Source organism: Streptomyces sp. NPDC007929, from assembly GCF_042959065.1.
Classification (GTDB): Bacteria; Actinomycetota; Actinomycetes; order Streptomycetales; family Streptomycetaceae; genus Streptomyces.
The window spans coordinates 653,477-670,068 of record NZ_JBIBKD010000002.1 but is presented as its reverse complement, the minus strand read 5'-3'; the positions used below and the strand labels follow the sequence as shown (position 1 = coordinate 670,068).

The window sequence follows — 16,592 nt, the reverse complement described above, 5'->3', positions numbered from 1 at the left end:
ACGAGCCTGACTTCACACAACCATCACAACTTGGCCACTTCCCCCTCACCCCGCCCGACCCGGCCCTACGGTCATCCCCTCACGTATCAGCCCTGGGGGGATGACCATGACCAATCCGTACACCGGCCCGCACAACACCCCGTACCCCGCACCGCCCGTGCCCGGGCCCGGCCGGCCGGCGCCCCGCTGGGCCCGGAAGCGCTATGCGCTCCCCGCGCTGGGTCTGGCCCTGTTCATGGGCGCCGCCATCGGCGCGGCAGGCGGCGGGGAGAACACCGCGGACGCCAAGCCCGCCTCCGCCGAGCCGCGGCCGACGGTCACGGTCACCGCGACGACCACCGCCACCGCGACGCCGCCCGCGAAGAAGCCGGAGCCCGCTCCCACCGTCACCGCCACCAAGACCGTCAAGGTCACCACCACGGTCACCGCACAACCGGCCGCGGCGGGCGGCGGGTCCGACGACGGCGGCTCGGGAGGCGGCGGGGACGTGTACTACGCCAACTGCACCGCCGTCCGTGCCGCCGGGGCCGCCCCCATCCACCGGGGTGAGCCCGGCTACGCCTCCCACCTGGACCGAGACGGCGACGGGGTCGCCTGCGACACCTGAGCCGCACCTGCCGGTGACCATCCGCCGGTCCGGCCGTTCCACCGTTCGGGGCAGTTCGTTCCGGGCTGTCCAGACGACGGAAGGAACACCACCGTGGACACGACCGTGCCCGTCCCGAAGGCGCCAGGTGTGCTGCCCCGTGCCGAGTGGGTCAAGACACTGCCGCAGACCATCGTCGCGGCGTGCGTCCTGCTGCTCGACGCCGAGGACCGGATCCTGCTGCTGCGCTACGCCGCGGGCCAGCCCGCCGCGGGCCTGTGGGGGCTGCCGGGCGGCATGCTCGACCACGGTGAGGACCCGGTCGGCGCCGCACGCCGGGAGCTGCACGAGGAGACCGGCATCGTCCTGGCAGAGGACCCGCGGTTCATCGGCTACGACCACCGGGCCGATGTACTGGGTACGGGACCGGTGATCGACTTCTACTTCCACGGCGGCCGGCTTCCGGCCGCGCAGCCCGTCCGACGCAGCCCGGAGCACGACCACCACGGCCTGTTCGCCCTCTCCGAGTCGGAGTCCGTGCCGCTGGCGACCGGGCTTCCCATGCTCACGGCCCTGCTGACCGCGGCCCGCACCGGCACCGTCGTATGCCTGCGGGACGGCCTCCCCGGATAGGGACGGACGCCGACGGGGCGGCACCTCCGCACAGGTGCCGCCCCGCTCTTCTCCGTGCACCGGAGCCGCCGCGATCGGTGAGGGTCGGGGACCGCCGACGGCTCCGGATTCTCTGCGCGCTCCGGTCAGCGGTGGTCGCTGCCCGTGGAGCGGACCGCCGCCCGGCCCGCTTCCAGGCGGGCCACCGGGATGCGGAACGGGGAGCAGGAGACGTAGTCGAGTCCGACCTCGTGGAAGAAGTGGACCGACTCGGGGTCCCCGCCGTGCTCGCCGCAGACGCCGAGCTTGAGGTCGGGGCGGGTCTCGCGGCCGGCCTTGGCGGCCAGCTTCACCAGCGAGCCGACACCGTCCTTGTCGATCGTCTCGAACGGGGAGACACCGAAGATGCCCTTCTCCAGGTACGCCGTGAAGAAGCTCGCCTCCACGTCGTCCCGGGAGAAGCCCCACACCGTCTGGGTGAGGTCGTTCGTGCCGAAGGAGAAGAACTGCGCGGCCTCGGCGATCTGACCGGCGGTCAGCGCGGCGCGCGGCAGCTCGATCATCGTGCCGATGGACAGCTTCAGCTGCGTGCCCGAGGCGGCCTCGACCTCGGCGATGACCGCGTCGGCCTCCTCGCGCACGATCTCCAGCTCCTGGACCGTGCCCACCAGCGGGATCATGATCTCGGCGCGCGGGTCGCCCTTGGCGGCCTTGCGCTCGGCCGCGGCCTCGGCGATCGCCCGGACCTGCATGGTGAACAGGCCGGGGATGACCAGGCCGAGACGGACGCCGCGCAGACCCAGCATCGGGTTCTGCTCGTGCAGGCGGTGGACCGCCTGGAGCAGGCGCAGTTCGTTCTCGTGCGGCTCCTGGCGGGACTCGGCGAGGGCCACGCGGACCGAGAGTTCCGTGATGTCGGGCAGGAACTCGTGCAGCGGCGGGTCCAGCAGGCGGACGGTGACCGGCAGGCCGTCCATCGACTCGAAGAGCTGCACGAAGTCCTGCTTCTGGAGCGGGAGCAGCTGCTTGAGGGACTCCTCGCGCTCGGTGTCCGTGTCGGCCAGGATCAGCCGCTCCACCAGCTCGCGCCGGTCGCCGAGGAACATGTGCTCGGTGCGGCACAGGCCGATGCCCTGGGCGCCGAAGCGGCGGGCGCGCAGCGCGTCCTCGGCGTTGTCGGCGTTGGCGCGCACCCGCAGGCGGCGCTTGCGGTCGGCGAAGGCCATCATCCGGTGGACGGCCTCGACCAGCTCGTCGGCGTCGTCGGCGCCCGGGTGCATCCGGCCCTCGAAGTACTCCACGACCGGGGAGGGCACGACCGGTACCTCACCGAGGTAGACCTTGCCGGAGGAGCCGTCGATGGAGACGACGTCGCCCTCCTCGACGACGTGCCCGCCGGGCACGGTCATCCGGCGGCGCTTGGTGTCGACCTCCAGCTCCTCGGCGCCGCAGACACAGGTCTTGCCCATGCCGCGCGCGACGACGGCCGCGTGGGAGGTCTTGCCGCCGCGGGAGGTGAGGATGCCCTCGGCGGCGATCATGCCGTCCAGGTCGTCGGGGTTGGTCTCACGGCGGATCAGGATGACCTTCTCGCCGGAACGCGACCACTTGACGGCCGTGTAGGAGTCGAAGACGGCCTTGCCGACGGCGGCGCCCGGGGAGGCGGCGATGCCGCGCCCGACCTGGGAGACCTTCGCGTCCTCGTCGAAGCGCGGGAACATCAGCTGCGCGAGCTGGGCGCCGTTGACGCGGGTGAGCGCCTCGGCCTCGTCGATCAGGCCCTGGTCCACCAACTGGGTGGCGATACGGAAGGCCGCGCCCGCGGTGCGCTTGCCGACACGGGTCTGGAGCATCCACAGCACACCGCGCTCGATGGTGAACTCGATGTCGCAGAGGTCCTTGTAGTGGTTCTCCAGCGTCTCCATGATCTGCATCAGCTGGTCGTACGACTTCTTGTCGATCTGCTCCAGCTCGGCGAGCGGCACGGTGTTGCGGATGCCCGCGACGACGTCCTCGCCCTGCGCGTTCTGGAGGTAGTCGCCGTAGACGCCCTGGTGGCCGGAGGCGGGGTCACGGGTGAACGCCACGCCCGTACCCGAGTCGGGGCCGAGGTTGCCGAAGACCATGGAGCAGACGTTGACCGCGGTGCCCAGGTCGTGCGGGATGCGCTCCTGACGGCGGTAGAGCTTGGCCCGGTCGGTGTTCCAGGAGTCGAAGACCGCGTGGATGGCGAGGTCCATCTGCTCGCGCGGGTCCTGCGGGAAGTCCCGGCCGGCCTCGGTCTTGACGATCTTCTTGAACTTGGTGACGAGCTTCTTGAGGTCGGCGGCCTCCAGCTCGGTGTCGACCGTGACCTTCTTGGCCGCCTTGGCCGCGTCCAGCGCGTCCTCGAACAGCTCGCCGTCCACGCCCAGGACGGTCTTGCCGAACATCTGGATGAGGCGGCGGTAGGAGTCCCACGCGAACCGGTCGTCGCCGGCCTGCTTGGCCAGGCCCTGCACCGACTTGTCGGAGAGGCCGATGTTGAGGACGGTGTCCATCATGCCGGGCATGGAGAACTTGGCGCCCGAGCGTACGGACACGAGCAGCGGGTCGTCGGCCTGGCCGAGCTTCTTGCCCATGCGGGCCTGAAGCGCGTCGAGGTGTGCACTCACCTCGTCACGCAGTGCCGCGGGCTCCTCGCCGCTGTCCAGGTAGACCTTGCAGGCCTCGGTGGTGATGGTGAAGCCGGGAGGAACCGGCAGGCCCAGGTTGGTCATCTCCGCGAGGTTCGCGCCCTTGCCACCGAGGAGGTCCTTGAGGTCCTTGTTGCCCTCGGTGAAGTCGTAGACGAACTTCACGCCCTCAACGCTGGTGCCGTGCTCAGCTACCTGAAGATCTTTGTTTTCCGACACGGGTCTCGACTCCTCGAGGACGCGGTGGCTGCCCTGACGGGCAGGAACATACCCAGATCAAAGGCGTCTGGGTACGTCCACTCGTGCGTCATGCGCCCGCAACCGTTCCTCCGCCAGCGGATCGAAAGTCAAGGCTGAGCAAGCGATCTCGGCCGCATGTTTTCACTTCTTGAACGCAAGAGCCTTCCTGAGGCCCTCAGGTCGCTCATCTGAGCAGAGTTTCCGCACATTTGATTTCGCTCGATGAACGATCAAAGGGTGGCACTCAGTGCCACCCTTTGGAGAAGTGCAGTCGCTCAAGATCCGCTCATCTGAGCGCAACCCTTATCAGGGGTGGCGAGAATCACGCTGCCACAGCCGCCGGGATTTCACCATGCGGACGTCTCCCGGACCCGGAAAACGCCGCCGTCACACCCCGAGCGCGCGCAGCCGCTCCTCGACCCGTTCGGGCGCGTAGAGGTGCTCCACGACCATCGCACCGGCTCCCACCAGCGCGGCCCGCTCACCCAGCCGCGCGGTGACCACCTCCAGGTGGGCGGTGGAACGGGGCAGGGCGCGCTGGTACAGCAGTTCCCGCACCCCTGTCAGGAAGGGAGTTCCGGCCAGATCCCCGGCGATCATCAACACGCCGGGGTTCAGCAGCGTCACCACCGTCGCGAGGACGTCCCCGACCCGCCGCCCCGCCTCCCGGGCGAGTCCGACCGCCTCCGGGTGCCCGGACGCCAGCAGGTCCCGGACGTCCGAGCCGGACGCCGCCGGCACGCCGGTCTCCGCCAGCCGCCGCGCCACCGCGCCACCGCTCGCCACGGCGGCCAGACAGCCGTAGGAGCCGCACCGGCACAGCGCCCCGGCGCCCTCCGGCACCCGGATGTGCCCGATGTCGCCGGCGCCGCCGTCGATGCCCCGGAACAGCGCGCCGTCCACCACGACCCCGGCGCCGATGCCGGTGGAGACCTTCACCAGCACGAAGGCGGAGCAGCCCGGGTAGCCGGTGCGCTGCTCGCCGTAGGCCATCAGGTTGGCGTCGTTGTCCACCAGCACCGGCACCCCGGCGGCGCCCGCGTGCTCGGTGAGCGCCCGGGCCAGCCGGCTCCTTATGTCGTAGCCGTCCCAGCCGGGCATGATCGGCGGCTGGACCACGCGGCCGGTCCCGGTGTCGACCGGGCCGGGCACCGCCAGCCCGGCCCCGCAGACCACCTCGGCCCCGTGCCCGGTCTTGGTCAGCAACTCGGCGAACCAGCGGCCGAGTTCGCCGAGCACGGCGTCCGGCCCGTCCTCGATGACGAGGGTGCCCGCGTGCTCGGCGAGGAGCTCGCCGCTCAGCGACAGCACGGCCGCCCGGGCGTGCCGGGTGTCGAGGTCGGCGGCCAGGACCACCGCGTGCTCGTCGTCGAACTCCAGGGTGATGGAGGGCCGCCCGCCCAGCGGGGAGCCGACCGGCCCCCCGGCGCCCTCGCGCAGCCAGCCCGCGCGGAACAGCCGCTCCAGCCGCTGCCCGACGGTGGCCCGGGACAGTCCGGTCGCCTGTTGCAGGGCACCCCGGGTCACGGCGCGGCGACTGCGCACCAGTTCGAGCAGATCGCCGGCGCTCGCCTGGCCCGCGCCGCGTCCGGTTCTTCCGGGCTGTCCGGTCATGCACACCCCCTTGTGTTTCCCAACCTTGCCTTACATAGTGGGTTTTGCGTGTTAAATAGACGTAACCCCACGGTAGCCGCAGCCGAACCGGCCGGCCGGACGTCTTTTCGGAGAGCCCCGAGTGGACCGCACCGCCCAACGCGCCCCGCGTCCCCCAGGACGCACCACCGCATACGATCCGGCCCGCGCCGCGCCTCCCCTGCACGTGCGGGCCGCCGCCGTGCTGGAGGCCGGCTGGACGGGGACGTCGACGGTGCCCTCGCGCCGCCTGTACCCGCACCAGTGGTCGTGGGACTCGGCGTTCATCGCGATCGGCCTCAGGCACCTGTCACCGTTACGGGCCCAGACGGAGCTGGAGACGCTGCTGGCGGCCCAGTGGGCGGACGGGCGGATCCCGCACATCGTCTTCAACCCCTCCGTCCCCCTCGACGCCTACTTCCCGAGCCCCGACTTCTGGCGTTCGTCGACCGCCGGGCGCACCGCGGGGGCCCCGCGCACCGTACAGACCTCCGGGATCGTGCAGCCACCGGTGCACGCCCTGGCCGCGTGGCTGGTGCACCTCGCCGACCCGGGCCTGTCCAGGGCGCGCGGCTTCCTCGGCCGGGCGTACCCCCGGCTGGCCGCCTGGCACGGCTACCTCCTGCACCGGCGCGACCTCGGCGGGGGCGGGCTGGTGTCCGTGGTGCACCCCTGGGAACAGGGTATGGACAACAGCCCCTGCTGGGACCGCCCGTTGTCCCGGGTCACCCCCGCCCCGGCCCGCTCCTTCCGCCGCGCCGACCTCGACCACGGCGCCCCCGAGGACCGGCCGACGGATCTGGACTACGGGCGGTACGTACGGCTGGCGGCCGACTACCGGGACCGCGGTTACGCCGACGGCCCCGGCGAGTTCGCCGTGGAGGACCCGGCGTTCAACGCGCTGCTCGCCGCCTCCGAGGACGCCCTGGACCGGATCGCCCACGAGCTCGGCGAGACCGGCTCGGGCCGGCGGGACCGCGCCGAGCGGCTGACGGCGGCCCTGGTGGAGCGGCTGTGGGAACCGGCGGCGGGCATGTTCCTGTGCCGGGACGTGCGCGCCGGGGAACTGGTCCCCGAGCGCGGTGTCTCCGGGCTGATCCCCCTGTTGCTGCCTGACCTGCCCCGCGACCTCGCGGCCACCCTGGTCCGTACGATGTGCGGCCCGCACTTCGGCCTGGGCGGCAGCACCCGTCTGGTCCCGAGCTACGACCTGCTCGGCGCGGCCTTCGACCCGCACCGCTACTGGCGCGGCCCGGCCTGGTTCAACACCAACTGGCTGCTGGAGCGCGGACTGCGGCGGCACGGCGAGAGCGGCCGGGCCGACGCCCTGCGCAAGGGCATGCTGCACACCGCCGGTGCCTCCGGCTTCACGGAGTACGTCGACCCCTACACGGCACAGGCCTGCGGCGTCACCGGCTTCGGCTGGACCGCCGCGCTCACGCTCGACCTTCTGCACGACCGGCCCGCACGGGGCAGGAACGGCCTCACGGCGATCAAGGGAGAGGACCGGGCATGACCGACCGGCATCATCTGCTCGTGCACGGCCGGACGTTCGCCGCCGTCGGCGATCGCGGCGACATCAGCGGCTACCGCGGCGGCAGCGCCCCGGACGGCATGTTCGTACGGGACGCCCGGCACTTGAGCCGGTGGCAGCTCACCGTCGACGGGGCGGTGCCCGACACGCTGACCCCGGTGGCCGACGGCGACACCGCGCGCTGTGTACTCGTGCCGCGCGGCGGCCGGGACGAGCCGCCCGCGTACACGCTCTTCCGTGAACAGGCCGTCGGGGACTCCTCGTTCGTGGAGTCGCTGCGCGTCACCAGCAATCGCCCGGTGCCGACGACGGTCCACCTCGCGGTCACCGCCGACGCCGACTTCACCGACCAGTTCGAGCTGCGCTCCGACCACCGCACCTACACCAAGGCCGGAGCGGTCCGCTCCCGTCACACCCTCACCCACGGCGTGGAGTTCGCCTACCGGCGCGGCGACTGGCACTCCGTCACGACCGTGACGGCCGACCCCCGGCCCGACACCGTCGAGGAGACCGGCACCGGTGCCCGCCGCATGGCGTGGACCCTGGACCTCGCACCGCACGGCACCGCCGAGCTGACCCTGCGGGTCATGGCCCGCCCGCACGGCGACCGGCGCGCCCTGCGTGTGCCCCGCTCCCCCGCCGCCGTACGAGGTCAACTGCGCTCCCGGGAAGACGAGTTCGTCCAGGGGGTGGCCTTCCCCCAGGGGTGGCCCGAGCTGGCCGCCGCCTGTTCCCGGGGGCTCGCCGACCTCGCCGCCCTCCAGGTCCCGGCGACCGGGCCGGACGGCGAGGACCTGCGCGTCCCGGCCGCCGGTGCCCCCTGGTTCCTGACACTGCTGGGCCGGGACGCCCTGCTGACCTCGCTGTTCGCCCTGCCCTACCGGCCGGGGCTCGCCGCCGCCACCCTGCCCGCGCTCGCCGCGACCCAGGCCACCGGGACCGGCCCCGACGGGATCGCCCAGCCCGGCAAGATCGTCCACGAGGTGCGCCACGGCGAGCTGGCCCACTTCGGCCAGGTCCCCTACGGCCGCTACTACGGCTCGGTCGACGCCACCCCGCTGTTCCTCGTCCTGCTCGGCGCGTACACCGAGCACACCGGCGACACCGGCCCGGCCCGCCGCCTCGAACCGCACGCCCGGGCCGCCGTCACCTGGATGCTCGACCACGGCGGCCTCACCTCGCGCGGCTACCTCGTCTACCGCGCCGACCAGGGCGGCCTCGCCAACCAGAACTGGAAGGACTCCCCCGGCGCCATCTGCTCCGCCGACGGCACCCGCCCGCACGGCCCGGTGACGGCCGCGGGCGCCCAGGGCTACGCCTACGACGCCCTGCGCCGCACGGCGGGCCTCGCCCGCACGGTGTGGCAGGACACCACGTACGCCCATCTGCTGGAGCAGACGGCCGGTGACCTGCGCGACCGGTTCCAGCAGGACTTCTGGATGCCGGAGCGCTCCTTCCCCGCCCTCGCGCTGGACGGCCGGGGCCGGCAGGTCGACGCGCTGGCCTCCGACGCCGGGCACCTGCTCTGGTCGGGGCTGCTGGACAAGGAGTACGGCGAACTCGCCGGACGGCGGCTCCTCGAACCCGACTTCTTCTCCGGCTGGGGCGTGCGCACGCTGGCCGCCGGGCAGCCGGCCTACCATCCGCTCTCCTACCACCGCGGCTCGGTCTGGCCGCACGACAACGCGCTGATCGCGCTGGGCCTGGCCCGCTACGGGCTGCACGACGAGGCTCGCGCGATCGCCGGCGGCCTGGTCGACGCGGCGGGCGCGACCGGCCACCGGCTCCCGGAGGTCCTGGCGGGCTACGGCCGCGACACGCACCCGGAGCCGGTGCCGTACCCGTACGCGTGCGTGCGTGAATCCCGTTCCGCGTCCGCCCCGTTGGCGCTGCTCACGGCGGTCGGTGTGGGCTGAGGGGCCGGTTGGCCCGCCGTTTGCCGGGTGTTTGCCGAGCACTGGCCCGGCGGGCTGAACACACCTGGTGGACGCGCCGTAGGGAACAGTGGCGGACCCGTACCCCCACCCGGGTCCGCCACCTCAACGGTTCCGTACGGGAAAGGACCTCCGGGTGCCTGGCTTCACACGACCCCTGCTCGGGCACCGTTGGACCCACCTGCGCGCCTGGCGCACCCGCCATCCCCGTACCGCTCGCGCCCTCCGGCTGATCACCACCGCCGTCGCCGCCGCCCTGGTCCTCGGGGCGCTGCTCCTCCCCAACACGCTCCCCGCCCTCAGGGCCGTCAGCTTCGCGCGGATCCCGGCCGAGGCGGTCGCGGGGGCCGTGGTCGTACTGGCGCTTCCACGTCGGCCCCGGCTGGTGGCCGCGGTGCTGTACGGGCTCGGCCTCACCGCTCTGACCACGGTGAACCTGCTCGACATGGGGTTCAACGCATACCTCGGCCGGGGCTTCAACGCCGCGCTCGACTGGGACCTGCTGCCCGACGCGCAGGGTTATGTCCGGGACACGCTGGGCGGGGGCGTGGCGACGGCCGCCGCGGTCGGAGCGGTGGTGCTCGTGCTGCTGGTGGCGGCCGTGATGGTGGCGGCGGCGATCCGGCTCGCGTCCGTGCTGGCCCGCCATCGGGTGCGGGCGACCCAGGGCGCCCTGATCGCCGGCACGGTCTGGGTCACCTGTGCCGCCCTCGGCCTGACCCTGTTCGGCGGGCCGATCGCCTCCGAGCGCGGGGCCGGTGCCCTCCGGGTGCACGCGCAGCGGACGGTGGAGTCGCTGCGGGACGAGGCCGCGTTCGCGGAGCAGGCGAAGGCCGACACCTTCGGCAACACCCCGCCCGGCGAACTGCTCCCGGACCTGCGCGGCAAGGACGTGATCTTCACGTTCATCGAGAGCTACGGCCGCAGCGCCATCGAGGACCCGGTCATGGCACCCGGTGTCGAGCGCACCCTGGACACGAGCACCGAGGCGCTGCAGAAGGCCGGATTCGCCGCCCGCAGCGGCTGGCTGACCTCGGCGACGTACGGCGGCAGCAGCTGGCTCGGTCACTCCACGACCATGTCCGGCCTGTGGATCGACAACCAGCGGCGCTACCGCACGGTCAGCGCGGGCGACCACCTCACCCTCACCAAGGCCTTCCAGAAGACCGGCGCCTGGGACACGGTCGGCGTCATGCCGGGCGTGCAGAAGGGCTGGCCGGAGCAGAAGTGGTACGGCCTGGACAAGCTGTACGACGCGTTCGACCTGGGCTACCGGGGGCCGAAGTTCAGCTGGTCGACCATGCCCGACCAGTACGCGCTGGAGGAGTTCCAGCGGCGGGTGCACGGCAAGAAACGGGACAAGCCGCTGATGTCGTTCGTCATCCTGACCTCCAGCCACCAGCCCTGGGCGCCCATCCCGAAGATGGTCGGCTGGGACGAACTCGGCGACGGCTCGGTCTTCGAGGCGATCCAGAAGGCCGGCAACAAGGCCTCGGACGTCATCACCGACACCACCAAGTCCCGCGAGGAGTACGGCAGGTCCGTCCAGTACTCGGTGACCGCCCTCACCCAGTGGCTGGAGCGCTACGGCACCGACGACACCGTGCTGGTCTTCCTCGGCGACCACCAGCCGATCGCCCGGGTCAGCGGGAACCACGCCTCCCGGGACGTGCCGGTGTCGATCGTCGCGAAGGACCCGAAGGTCCTGGACAAGGTCGACGGCTGGAACTGGACGGAGGGCCTCAGGCCCGGCCGCGACGCGCCCGTGTGGAAGATGAGCTCCTTCCGGGACCGCTTCCTGACGGCGTTCGGCTCCACGCCCCGCCCCTCGAAGGGCTGATCAGCCGCCCGAGGTGTCGAGCTCGGCGTCCTCGCCGACCCCGGCGCAGTCGTAGGGGTCCTTCAGCCAGCCGTCCGGCAGCACCACGCGGTTGTTGCCGGACGTGCGGCCACGCGGCCCGTCGGCGCCGGTGGGCCAGGGCTGGTCGAGGTCCAGCTCGTCCAGGCCGGAGCGCAGTTCCTCCAGGGACGAGGTGATCGCGAGGCGCTTACGCATCTCGGAGCCGACCGCGAAGCCCTTGAGGTACCAGGCGACGTGCTTGCGGAAGTCGATCACACCCCGGGCCTCGTCGCCGATCCACTCCCCGAGGAGGGTGGCGTGCCGGACCATGACGTCGGCGACCTCGCGCAGGGCGGGGCGGGCGATGTCCTCGGTGCGGCCCTCGAAGGCGGCGACCAGGTCGGCGAAGAGCCAGGGCCGCCCCAGGCAGCCGCGGCCCACGACCACGCCGTCGCAGCCGGTCTCGCGCACCATCCGCAGGGCGTCCTCGGCCGACCAGATGTCGCCGTTGCCGAGCACCGGGATCTCCGGGACGTGCTCCTTGAGCCGGGCGATGGCGTCCCAGTCGGCGGTGCCGCCGTAGTGCTGGGCGGCGGTGCGGCCGTGCAGGGCGATGGCGGTGACGCCCTCCTCGACGGCGATCCGGCCGGCGTCGAGGAAGGTGATGTGGTCGTCGTCGATGCCCTTGCGCATCTTCATCGTCACGGGCAGGTCGCCGGCGCCCCTGACGGCCTCGCGCAGGATGGCCCGCAGCAGGTTCCGCTTGTACGGCAGCGCGGAGCCGCCGCCCTTGCGGGTGACCTTGGGCACGGGGCAGCCGAAGTTCAGGTCGATGTGGTCGGCGAGGTCCTCCTCCGCGATCATGCGGACGGCCTTGCCGACGGTCGCGGGGTCCACGCCGTACAGCTGGATGGAGCGGGGGCGCTCACTCGCGTCGAAGTGAATGAGCTGCATGGTCTTCTCGTTGCGCTCGACCAGCGCCCTGGTGGTGATCATCTCGCTGACGAACAGGCCCTTGCCGCCACTGACTCCACCCTCTGGTTCGCCTTCGGCGAAGTGCCTGCACAGGGTGCGGAAGGGCGCGTTGGTGATCCCGGCCATGGGGGCCAGGACGACGGGGGGCTGGACGCGGTGCGGGCCGATCAGGAGGGGCGTGGACATGCCTCCATTGTGCCGTGCAATGAGATGGCAAAATTCATTAGTTAGCCACACTATCGAAATGGGCGTACGATCGGGCGCATGCCCGAGCTCAGTCACCGCCGCCGCATGCTGGTGCTCGCGATCTGCTGTATGAGCCTGCTGATCGTGAGCCTGGACAACACGGTCCTGAACGTGGCCCTGCCGTCGATGCAGCAGGATCTGCACGCCAGTACGTCGGGCCTGCAGTGGACGATCGACGCGTACACCCTGGTCCTCGCCTCGCTGCTGATGCTCGCGGGCTCCACCGCCGACCGGATCGGCCGCAAGCGGGTCTTCATGGCGGGGCTGGTCGTCTTCACGATCGGCTCGGTGCTGTGCTCCCTCGCACCGAACCTGGAGGCGCTGATCGCGTTCCGGATGGTGCAGGCGGTGGGCGGCTCGATGCTGAACCCGGTCGCCATGTCGATCATCACCAACACCTTCACCGACCCCCGCGAGCGGGCCCGGGCGATCGGCGTCTGGGGCGCGGTCGTCGGCATATCGATGGCCGCCGGGCCGCTGGTCGGCGGACTGCTGGTCGACTCCGTCGGCTGGCGCTCCATCTTCTGGATCAACCTGCCGGTGGGCCTGGCGGCCCTGCTGCTCACCCTGCGCTTCGTCCCCGAGTCCCGCGCCCCGCACGCCCGCCGCCCCGACCCCGTCGGGCAGGTGCTGGTGATCGCGCTGTTCGGCTCGCTCACGTACGCGATCATCGAGGCGCCGAGCACCCCGTTCGGGTCGATCGCGCCGCTGGCCGCCGTCGTCCTCGCCGCCCTGGTGGGACTGCTCCTCCACGAGCCGCGCCGCGAGGAGCCGCTGATCGACCTGCGGTTCTTCCGGTCGGCGCCGTTCAGCGGGGCCACCGTCATCGCGATCAGCGCGTTCGCCGCGCTCGGCGGCTTCCTGTTCCTGTCGACGCTGTACCTCCAGAACGTCCGTGGTCTGACCGCCCTGGAGGCGGGCCTGTGGATGCTGCCGATGGCGGTCCCGACGTTCCTGTGCGCGCCGCTGTCGGGCCGCCTGGTGGGCTCGCGCGGCCCGCGCCTGCCGCTGCTGATCGCGGGCTTCGCGATGACGACCAGCGGTGTCCTGTTCGCCGCGTTCAAGGCCGAGACCTCCGACGTCACGCTCTTCGCCGGCTACGTCCTGTTCGGCGTCGGCTTCGGTTTCGTCAACGCGCCCATCACCAACACGGCCGTGTCCGGCATGCCGCGCGCCCAGGCGGGGGTGGCGGCGGCGGTCGCCTCCACGAGCCGGCAGCTCGGACAGACGCTGGGGGTGGCCGTGGTGGGCGCGGTCCTCGCCTCGGGCGTCGGCGCGTCCGCGTACCGGGAGGCGTTCGTGTCCGCGGCCCGGCCCGGGTGGTGGATCCTCGCCGCGTGCGGGTTCGCGGTGCTGGCGCTGGGGGCGGTCACGAACGGACGGTGGGCCCGGGGCACCGCCGAGCGGGCCGCACGGCGCCTGGAGTCGGCGCCGGTGCGGGAGGTGGCGGTGACGGCGGACCGCTGATCGCCGGTGCCGTGCTCCGTGACCTACCGCGACAGCGGCTGAGGGCTCGTCTCCCTGCTCAGTGCCATCGCCTGGAGCGTGTCCAGCCGCTCCCGGGACTCCTCGTCCGCCGGGACGTAGGTGACGATCCGCGGCCCCGTCCCCGGCGTCAGCCACAGGTCCGTGTGGTCGACGGTGATCCGGCCGACGTGGCGGTTGCGGAACTCCTTGCGCTTGGTGCGGTGGGCCACGACCTCGTGGCGGTCCCAGGCCGTTCGGAACGCGGGGGACTCCGCGTACAGCCGGTCCAGGAGCATCTTCCAGGCGGGCTCGGCGAGATGGCCGGCCATCGTGGCGCGGAAACGGGCGGCCATGAGGCGCTGGGTCTCCTCCAGGTGCACGATCGAGGACTGCCACTCGGCGTGGGTGTAGGACAGCAGGATGCAGTTGCGGTCCTCGGGCGGGACGGCGTCCAGGTCGCACAGCAGCAGCCCGTAGGTGCGGTTGTGGGCGAGGATGTCGTACCGGCTGTTCTGCAGGCACGCCGGGAACGGCTCGACCTGCTCCAGCACCGCGCGCATGGCCGGGGTGACCGACGGGCAGCTGGTCGCCGGTGTCGGGTCGGCGGCCCCGGCCAGCCGGAAGAGGTGGGCGCGCTCGCTGGGGTCGAGCAGCAGGGCGCGGGCGAGCGCGTCGAGGACCTGTACGGAGACCTGGATGTCGCGGGCCTGTTCCAGCCACGTGTACCAGGTGACGCCCACCGCCGAGAGCTGGGCGACCTCCTCGCGGCGCAGCCCCGGTGTGCGGCGCCGGCGGCCCCGGGGCAGGCCGACCTGCTCGGGGGTGATCCGCTCGCGGCGGCTGCGCAGGAACGCCGCCAGTTCGTGCCGGCGGACGTCCGCGTCACGGGGCGCCCCGGGGGTGCGCGGCGTCGTCTCTCGCGCCATGGTCGTCATGGTCTCCAGCCTGCCGCCGTCCGGACCCTGTTTCCAGGTGCTGCCACTACCAGGATAAGGACACTCTGGTACCAGCCTGAGTGACGTCGCAGGCTCGGGAGCGTGACCACCGAATCCCTCGCCCCCAGTCCCGTACGTTCCCCCGCCGCGCCGTCGCCCGCGCTCGGCGGTCTCGGGCTGTTCGCCGTGCTGCTGGCCGCGGCCCTGCCCCTCGTCGACTTCTTCATCGTCAACGTCGCCCTGCCCACCATCGGCACCGACCTCGCCGCGAGCGAGTCGGTCCTCGAACTCGTCGTCGCCGGGTACGGGGTGGCCTACGCCGTCCTGCTGGTCCTCGGGGGCCGGCTCGGCGACCTGTTCGGCCGGCGGCGGCTGTTCCTGGCCGGCATGGCCGCCTTCGGGCTGACGTCGCTGGCCTGCGGACTGGCGCCGGACGCCTGGTCGCTGGTCGCCGCCCGGGTCGCGCAGGGCGCGTCGGCCGCCGCGATGCTGCCGCAGGTGCTCGCCACGATCCAGGCGACCACGACCGGCCCCCGGCGTGCCACGGCCATGGGCCTCTACGGCGCGACCGCCGGGCTGTCGATGGTGGCCGGGCAGATCCTCGGCGGGGTGCTGGTGGCCGCCGACATCGCGGGGACCGGCTGGCGTTCGGTGTTCCTCGTCAATGTGCCGGTCGTGCTCGCCGGGCTGGTGCTGGCCTTCCGGGTGGTCCCCGAGACCCGGTCGGCGCGGCCCGAGCCGGTCGACGTCCCGGGCACGTTCCTCCTGGCGGCCTCGCTCCTGACCCTGCTCGTGCCGCTCACCGAGGGCCGGGCGGCGGGCTGGCCGCTGTGGACGTGGCTGTCGCTGGCGGCGTTCCCGTTCGTGGCGGCGGCGTTCTACGCGGTGGAGCGCCGGGCCGACCGCGAGGGCCGTACGCCGCTGGTGCCGCCGAGCCTGTTCGCGCTTCTCTCGCTGCGGCGCGGGCTGCTGCTGGTGCTGCCGTTCTCGATCGGCTTCAGCGGCTTCATGTTCGTGATCGCGGTGGCGTTGCAGCAGGGCGCCGGGCTCGGCCCGGTGGCGGCTGGGCTGGCGCTCCTGCCCCTGGCGGTGGTGTTCTTCGTGTTCTCGCTGCTGGGCCCGCGCCTTGTCGCCCGGTACGGCACCCGCGTGGTGACGGCCGGCGCCGCCCTCCAGGGTGTGGGGCTGGCCCTGATGGCGCTGGCCGCCTGGCGGTTCTGGCCGCACCTCGGCTTCGTCGAGCTGCTCCCGGGCGCGGCCGTCGCGGGCGCGGGCCAGGCGCTGCAACTCCCCGTCGTCTACCGGGTGATCCTCTCCGAGGTGCCGCCCGCCCGGGCCGGTGTCGGCAGCGGCGTGATGATCACCACCCAGCAGTCCGCGCTGGCCCTCGGGGTGGCGACCCTGGGCACGCTGTTCCTGTCCCTGGTTCCGGGGATGGGCATGCGGGACGCCCTGGTCACGACCCTGCTGGTGCAGCTGGGCGGCGTCGTGCTGACCGGCCTGCTGAGCCTGCGGCTGCCCCGCAGCGTCGACTGAGGTCCCTCACGGCCTGATAACTCATCTCCGGGGAAACCCTGTTGCTGTCGGTCTTGCTGCACACTCCTTGCTGCGAGCAGACCGGAACGCCGGATTTCTCTACGCGGGAGGGGCCATGACGCAGATCGACACGAGCAAGGTCAGCCGGTGGGACCAGCACGGCCGGGAGCACGTGGTGCGGGTACACCGCACGGGCGTCCAGCGCACGATCAGCTGCGACACCTGCGGCTGGCGCAGAGGCGCCCAGTTCCTGCCGTGGCTGAAGGCCCAGGAGCACCTGGCGGAGGCCCACCAGGCCACGGTGGACCCGACGGCGGCGTAGGGAGCGCGCGGCTGGCGTGCCGGCGCGGCCCGCGCGGAGTGCGGTTCCCCGGGGCTCA

12 protein-coding genes are annotated in these 16,592 nt (G+C 72.5%); 8 read left to right on the top strand and 4 right to left on the bottom strand.

Translation table 11 applies throughout. The features are described 5' to 3' along the window. Nucleotides 1–106 precede the first annotated feature (106 nt). Both ACFZDE_RS07795 and ACFZDE_RS07790 read left to right on the top strand, forming a co-directional pair. A complete protein-coding gene (locus ACFZDE_RS07795) occupies nucleotides 107–607 on the top strand; it encodes an excalibur calcium-binding domain-containing protein (protein ID WP_390997019.1) in 501 nt (166 codons plus the stop codon). Between the two features lie 93 nt (nucleotides 608–700). Continuing rightward, a complete protein-coding gene (locus ACFZDE_RS07790) occupies nucleotides 701–1,219 on the top strand; it encodes an NUDIX domain-containing protein (RefSeq protein ID WP_390997017.1) in 519 nt (172 codons plus the stop codon). Nucleotides 1,220–1,344: 125 nt separating this feature from the next. Here ACFZDE_RS07790 and ppdK read toward each other — a convergent pair whose 3' ends face one another. After that, complete coding sequence (gene ppdK, locus ACFZDE_RS07785) at nucleotides 1,345–4,092, bottom strand: pyruvate, phosphate dikinase (RefSeq protein WP_390997014.1); 2,748 nt, start codon at nucleotides 4,090–4,092, stop codon at nucleotides 1,345–1,347. A gap of 408 nt (nucleotides 4,093–4,500) precedes the next feature. Beyond that, complete coding sequence (locus ACFZDE_RS07780; RefSeq protein ID WP_391198321.1) at nucleotides 4,501–5,727, bottom strand: ROK family protein; 1,227 nt, start codon at nucleotides 5,725–5,727, stop codon at nucleotides 4,501–4,503. 121 nt (nucleotides 5,728–5,848) lie between these two features. Here ACFZDE_RS07780 and ACFZDE_RS07775 point away from each other — a divergent pair, with 121 nt between their 5' ends. The 3 genes from ACFZDE_RS07775 (at nucleotide 5,849) to ACFZDE_RS07765 (ending at nucleotide 11,053) form a co-directional block, all read left to right on the top strand. Next, a complete protein-coding gene (locus tag ACFZDE_RS07775) occupies nucleotides 5,849–7,261 on the top strand; it encodes a hypothetical protein (RefSeq protein ID WP_391198318.1) in 1,413 nt (470 codons plus the stop codon). Continuing rightward, on the top strand, nucleotides 7,258–9,195 hold the full coding sequence (locus ACFZDE_RS07770; protein WP_391198316.1) for a glycogen debranching N-terminal domain-containing protein: 1,938 nt from the start codon (nucleotides 7,258–7,260) through the stop codon (nucleotides 9,193–9,195). Before ACFZDE_RS07775 ends, ACFZDE_RS07770 begins: the two co-directional genes overlap by 4 nt. 154 nt (nucleotides 9,196–9,349) lie before the next feature. Continuing rightward, nucleotides 9,350–11,053 carry a sulfatase-like hydrolase/transferase gene (locus tag ACFZDE_RS07765; protein WP_391198314.1) on the top strand — a complete coding sequence of 568 codons (1,704 nt, stop codon included), beginning with the start codon at nucleotides 9,350–9,352 and terminating at the stop codon, nucleotides 11,051–11,053. Here ACFZDE_RS07765 and dusB read toward each other — a convergent pair whose 3' ends face one another. Beyond that, a complete protein-coding gene (gene dusB, locus ACFZDE_RS07760) occupies nucleotides 11,054–12,214 on the bottom strand; it encodes a tRNA dihydrouridine synthase DusB (protein ID WP_391198311.1) in 1,161 nt (386 codons plus the stop codon). It abuts the gene before it with no gap. Nucleotides 12,215–12,292: 78 nt separating this feature from the next. Between dusB and ACFZDE_RS07755 the strand changes: the two genes are divergently transcribed. Then, a complete protein-coding gene (locus ACFZDE_RS07755) occupies nucleotides 12,293–13,741 on the top strand; it encodes a DHA2 family efflux MFS transporter permease subunit (RefSeq protein ID WP_391198309.1) in 1,449 nt (482 codons plus the stop codon). 23 nt (nucleotides 13,742–13,764) lie between these two features. Here ACFZDE_RS07755 and ACFZDE_RS07750 read toward each other — a convergent pair whose 3' ends face one another. Continuing rightward, the gene (locus ACFZDE_RS07750) at nucleotides 13,765–14,676 is read right to left on the bottom strand and encodes a helix-turn-helix domain-containing protein (protein WP_391198307.1); all 912 of its coding nucleotides are present in this window, start codon (nucleotides 14,674–14,676) and stop codon (nucleotides 13,765–13,767) included. A gap of 102 nt (nucleotides 14,677–14,778) precedes the next feature. Between ACFZDE_RS07750 and ACFZDE_RS07745 the strand changes: the two genes are divergently transcribed. Together ACFZDE_RS07745 and ACFZDE_RS07740 are read left to right on the top strand one after the other, a co-directional pair. Beyond that, nucleotides 14,779–16,212, top strand: a complete 1,434-nt coding sequence (locus tag ACFZDE_RS07745; protein ID WP_391198304.1) for an MFS transporter — start codon at nucleotides 14,779–14,781, stop codon at nucleotides 16,210–16,212. A 115-nt stretch (nucleotides 16,213–16,327) separates the two neighbouring features. Then, a complete protein-coding gene (locus ACFZDE_RS07740; protein ID WP_390996993.1) occupies nucleotides 16,328–16,534 on the top strand; it encodes a hypothetical protein in 207 nt (68 codons plus the stop codon). The last annotated feature ends 58 nt before the right edge of the window (nucleotides 16,535–16,592 follow it).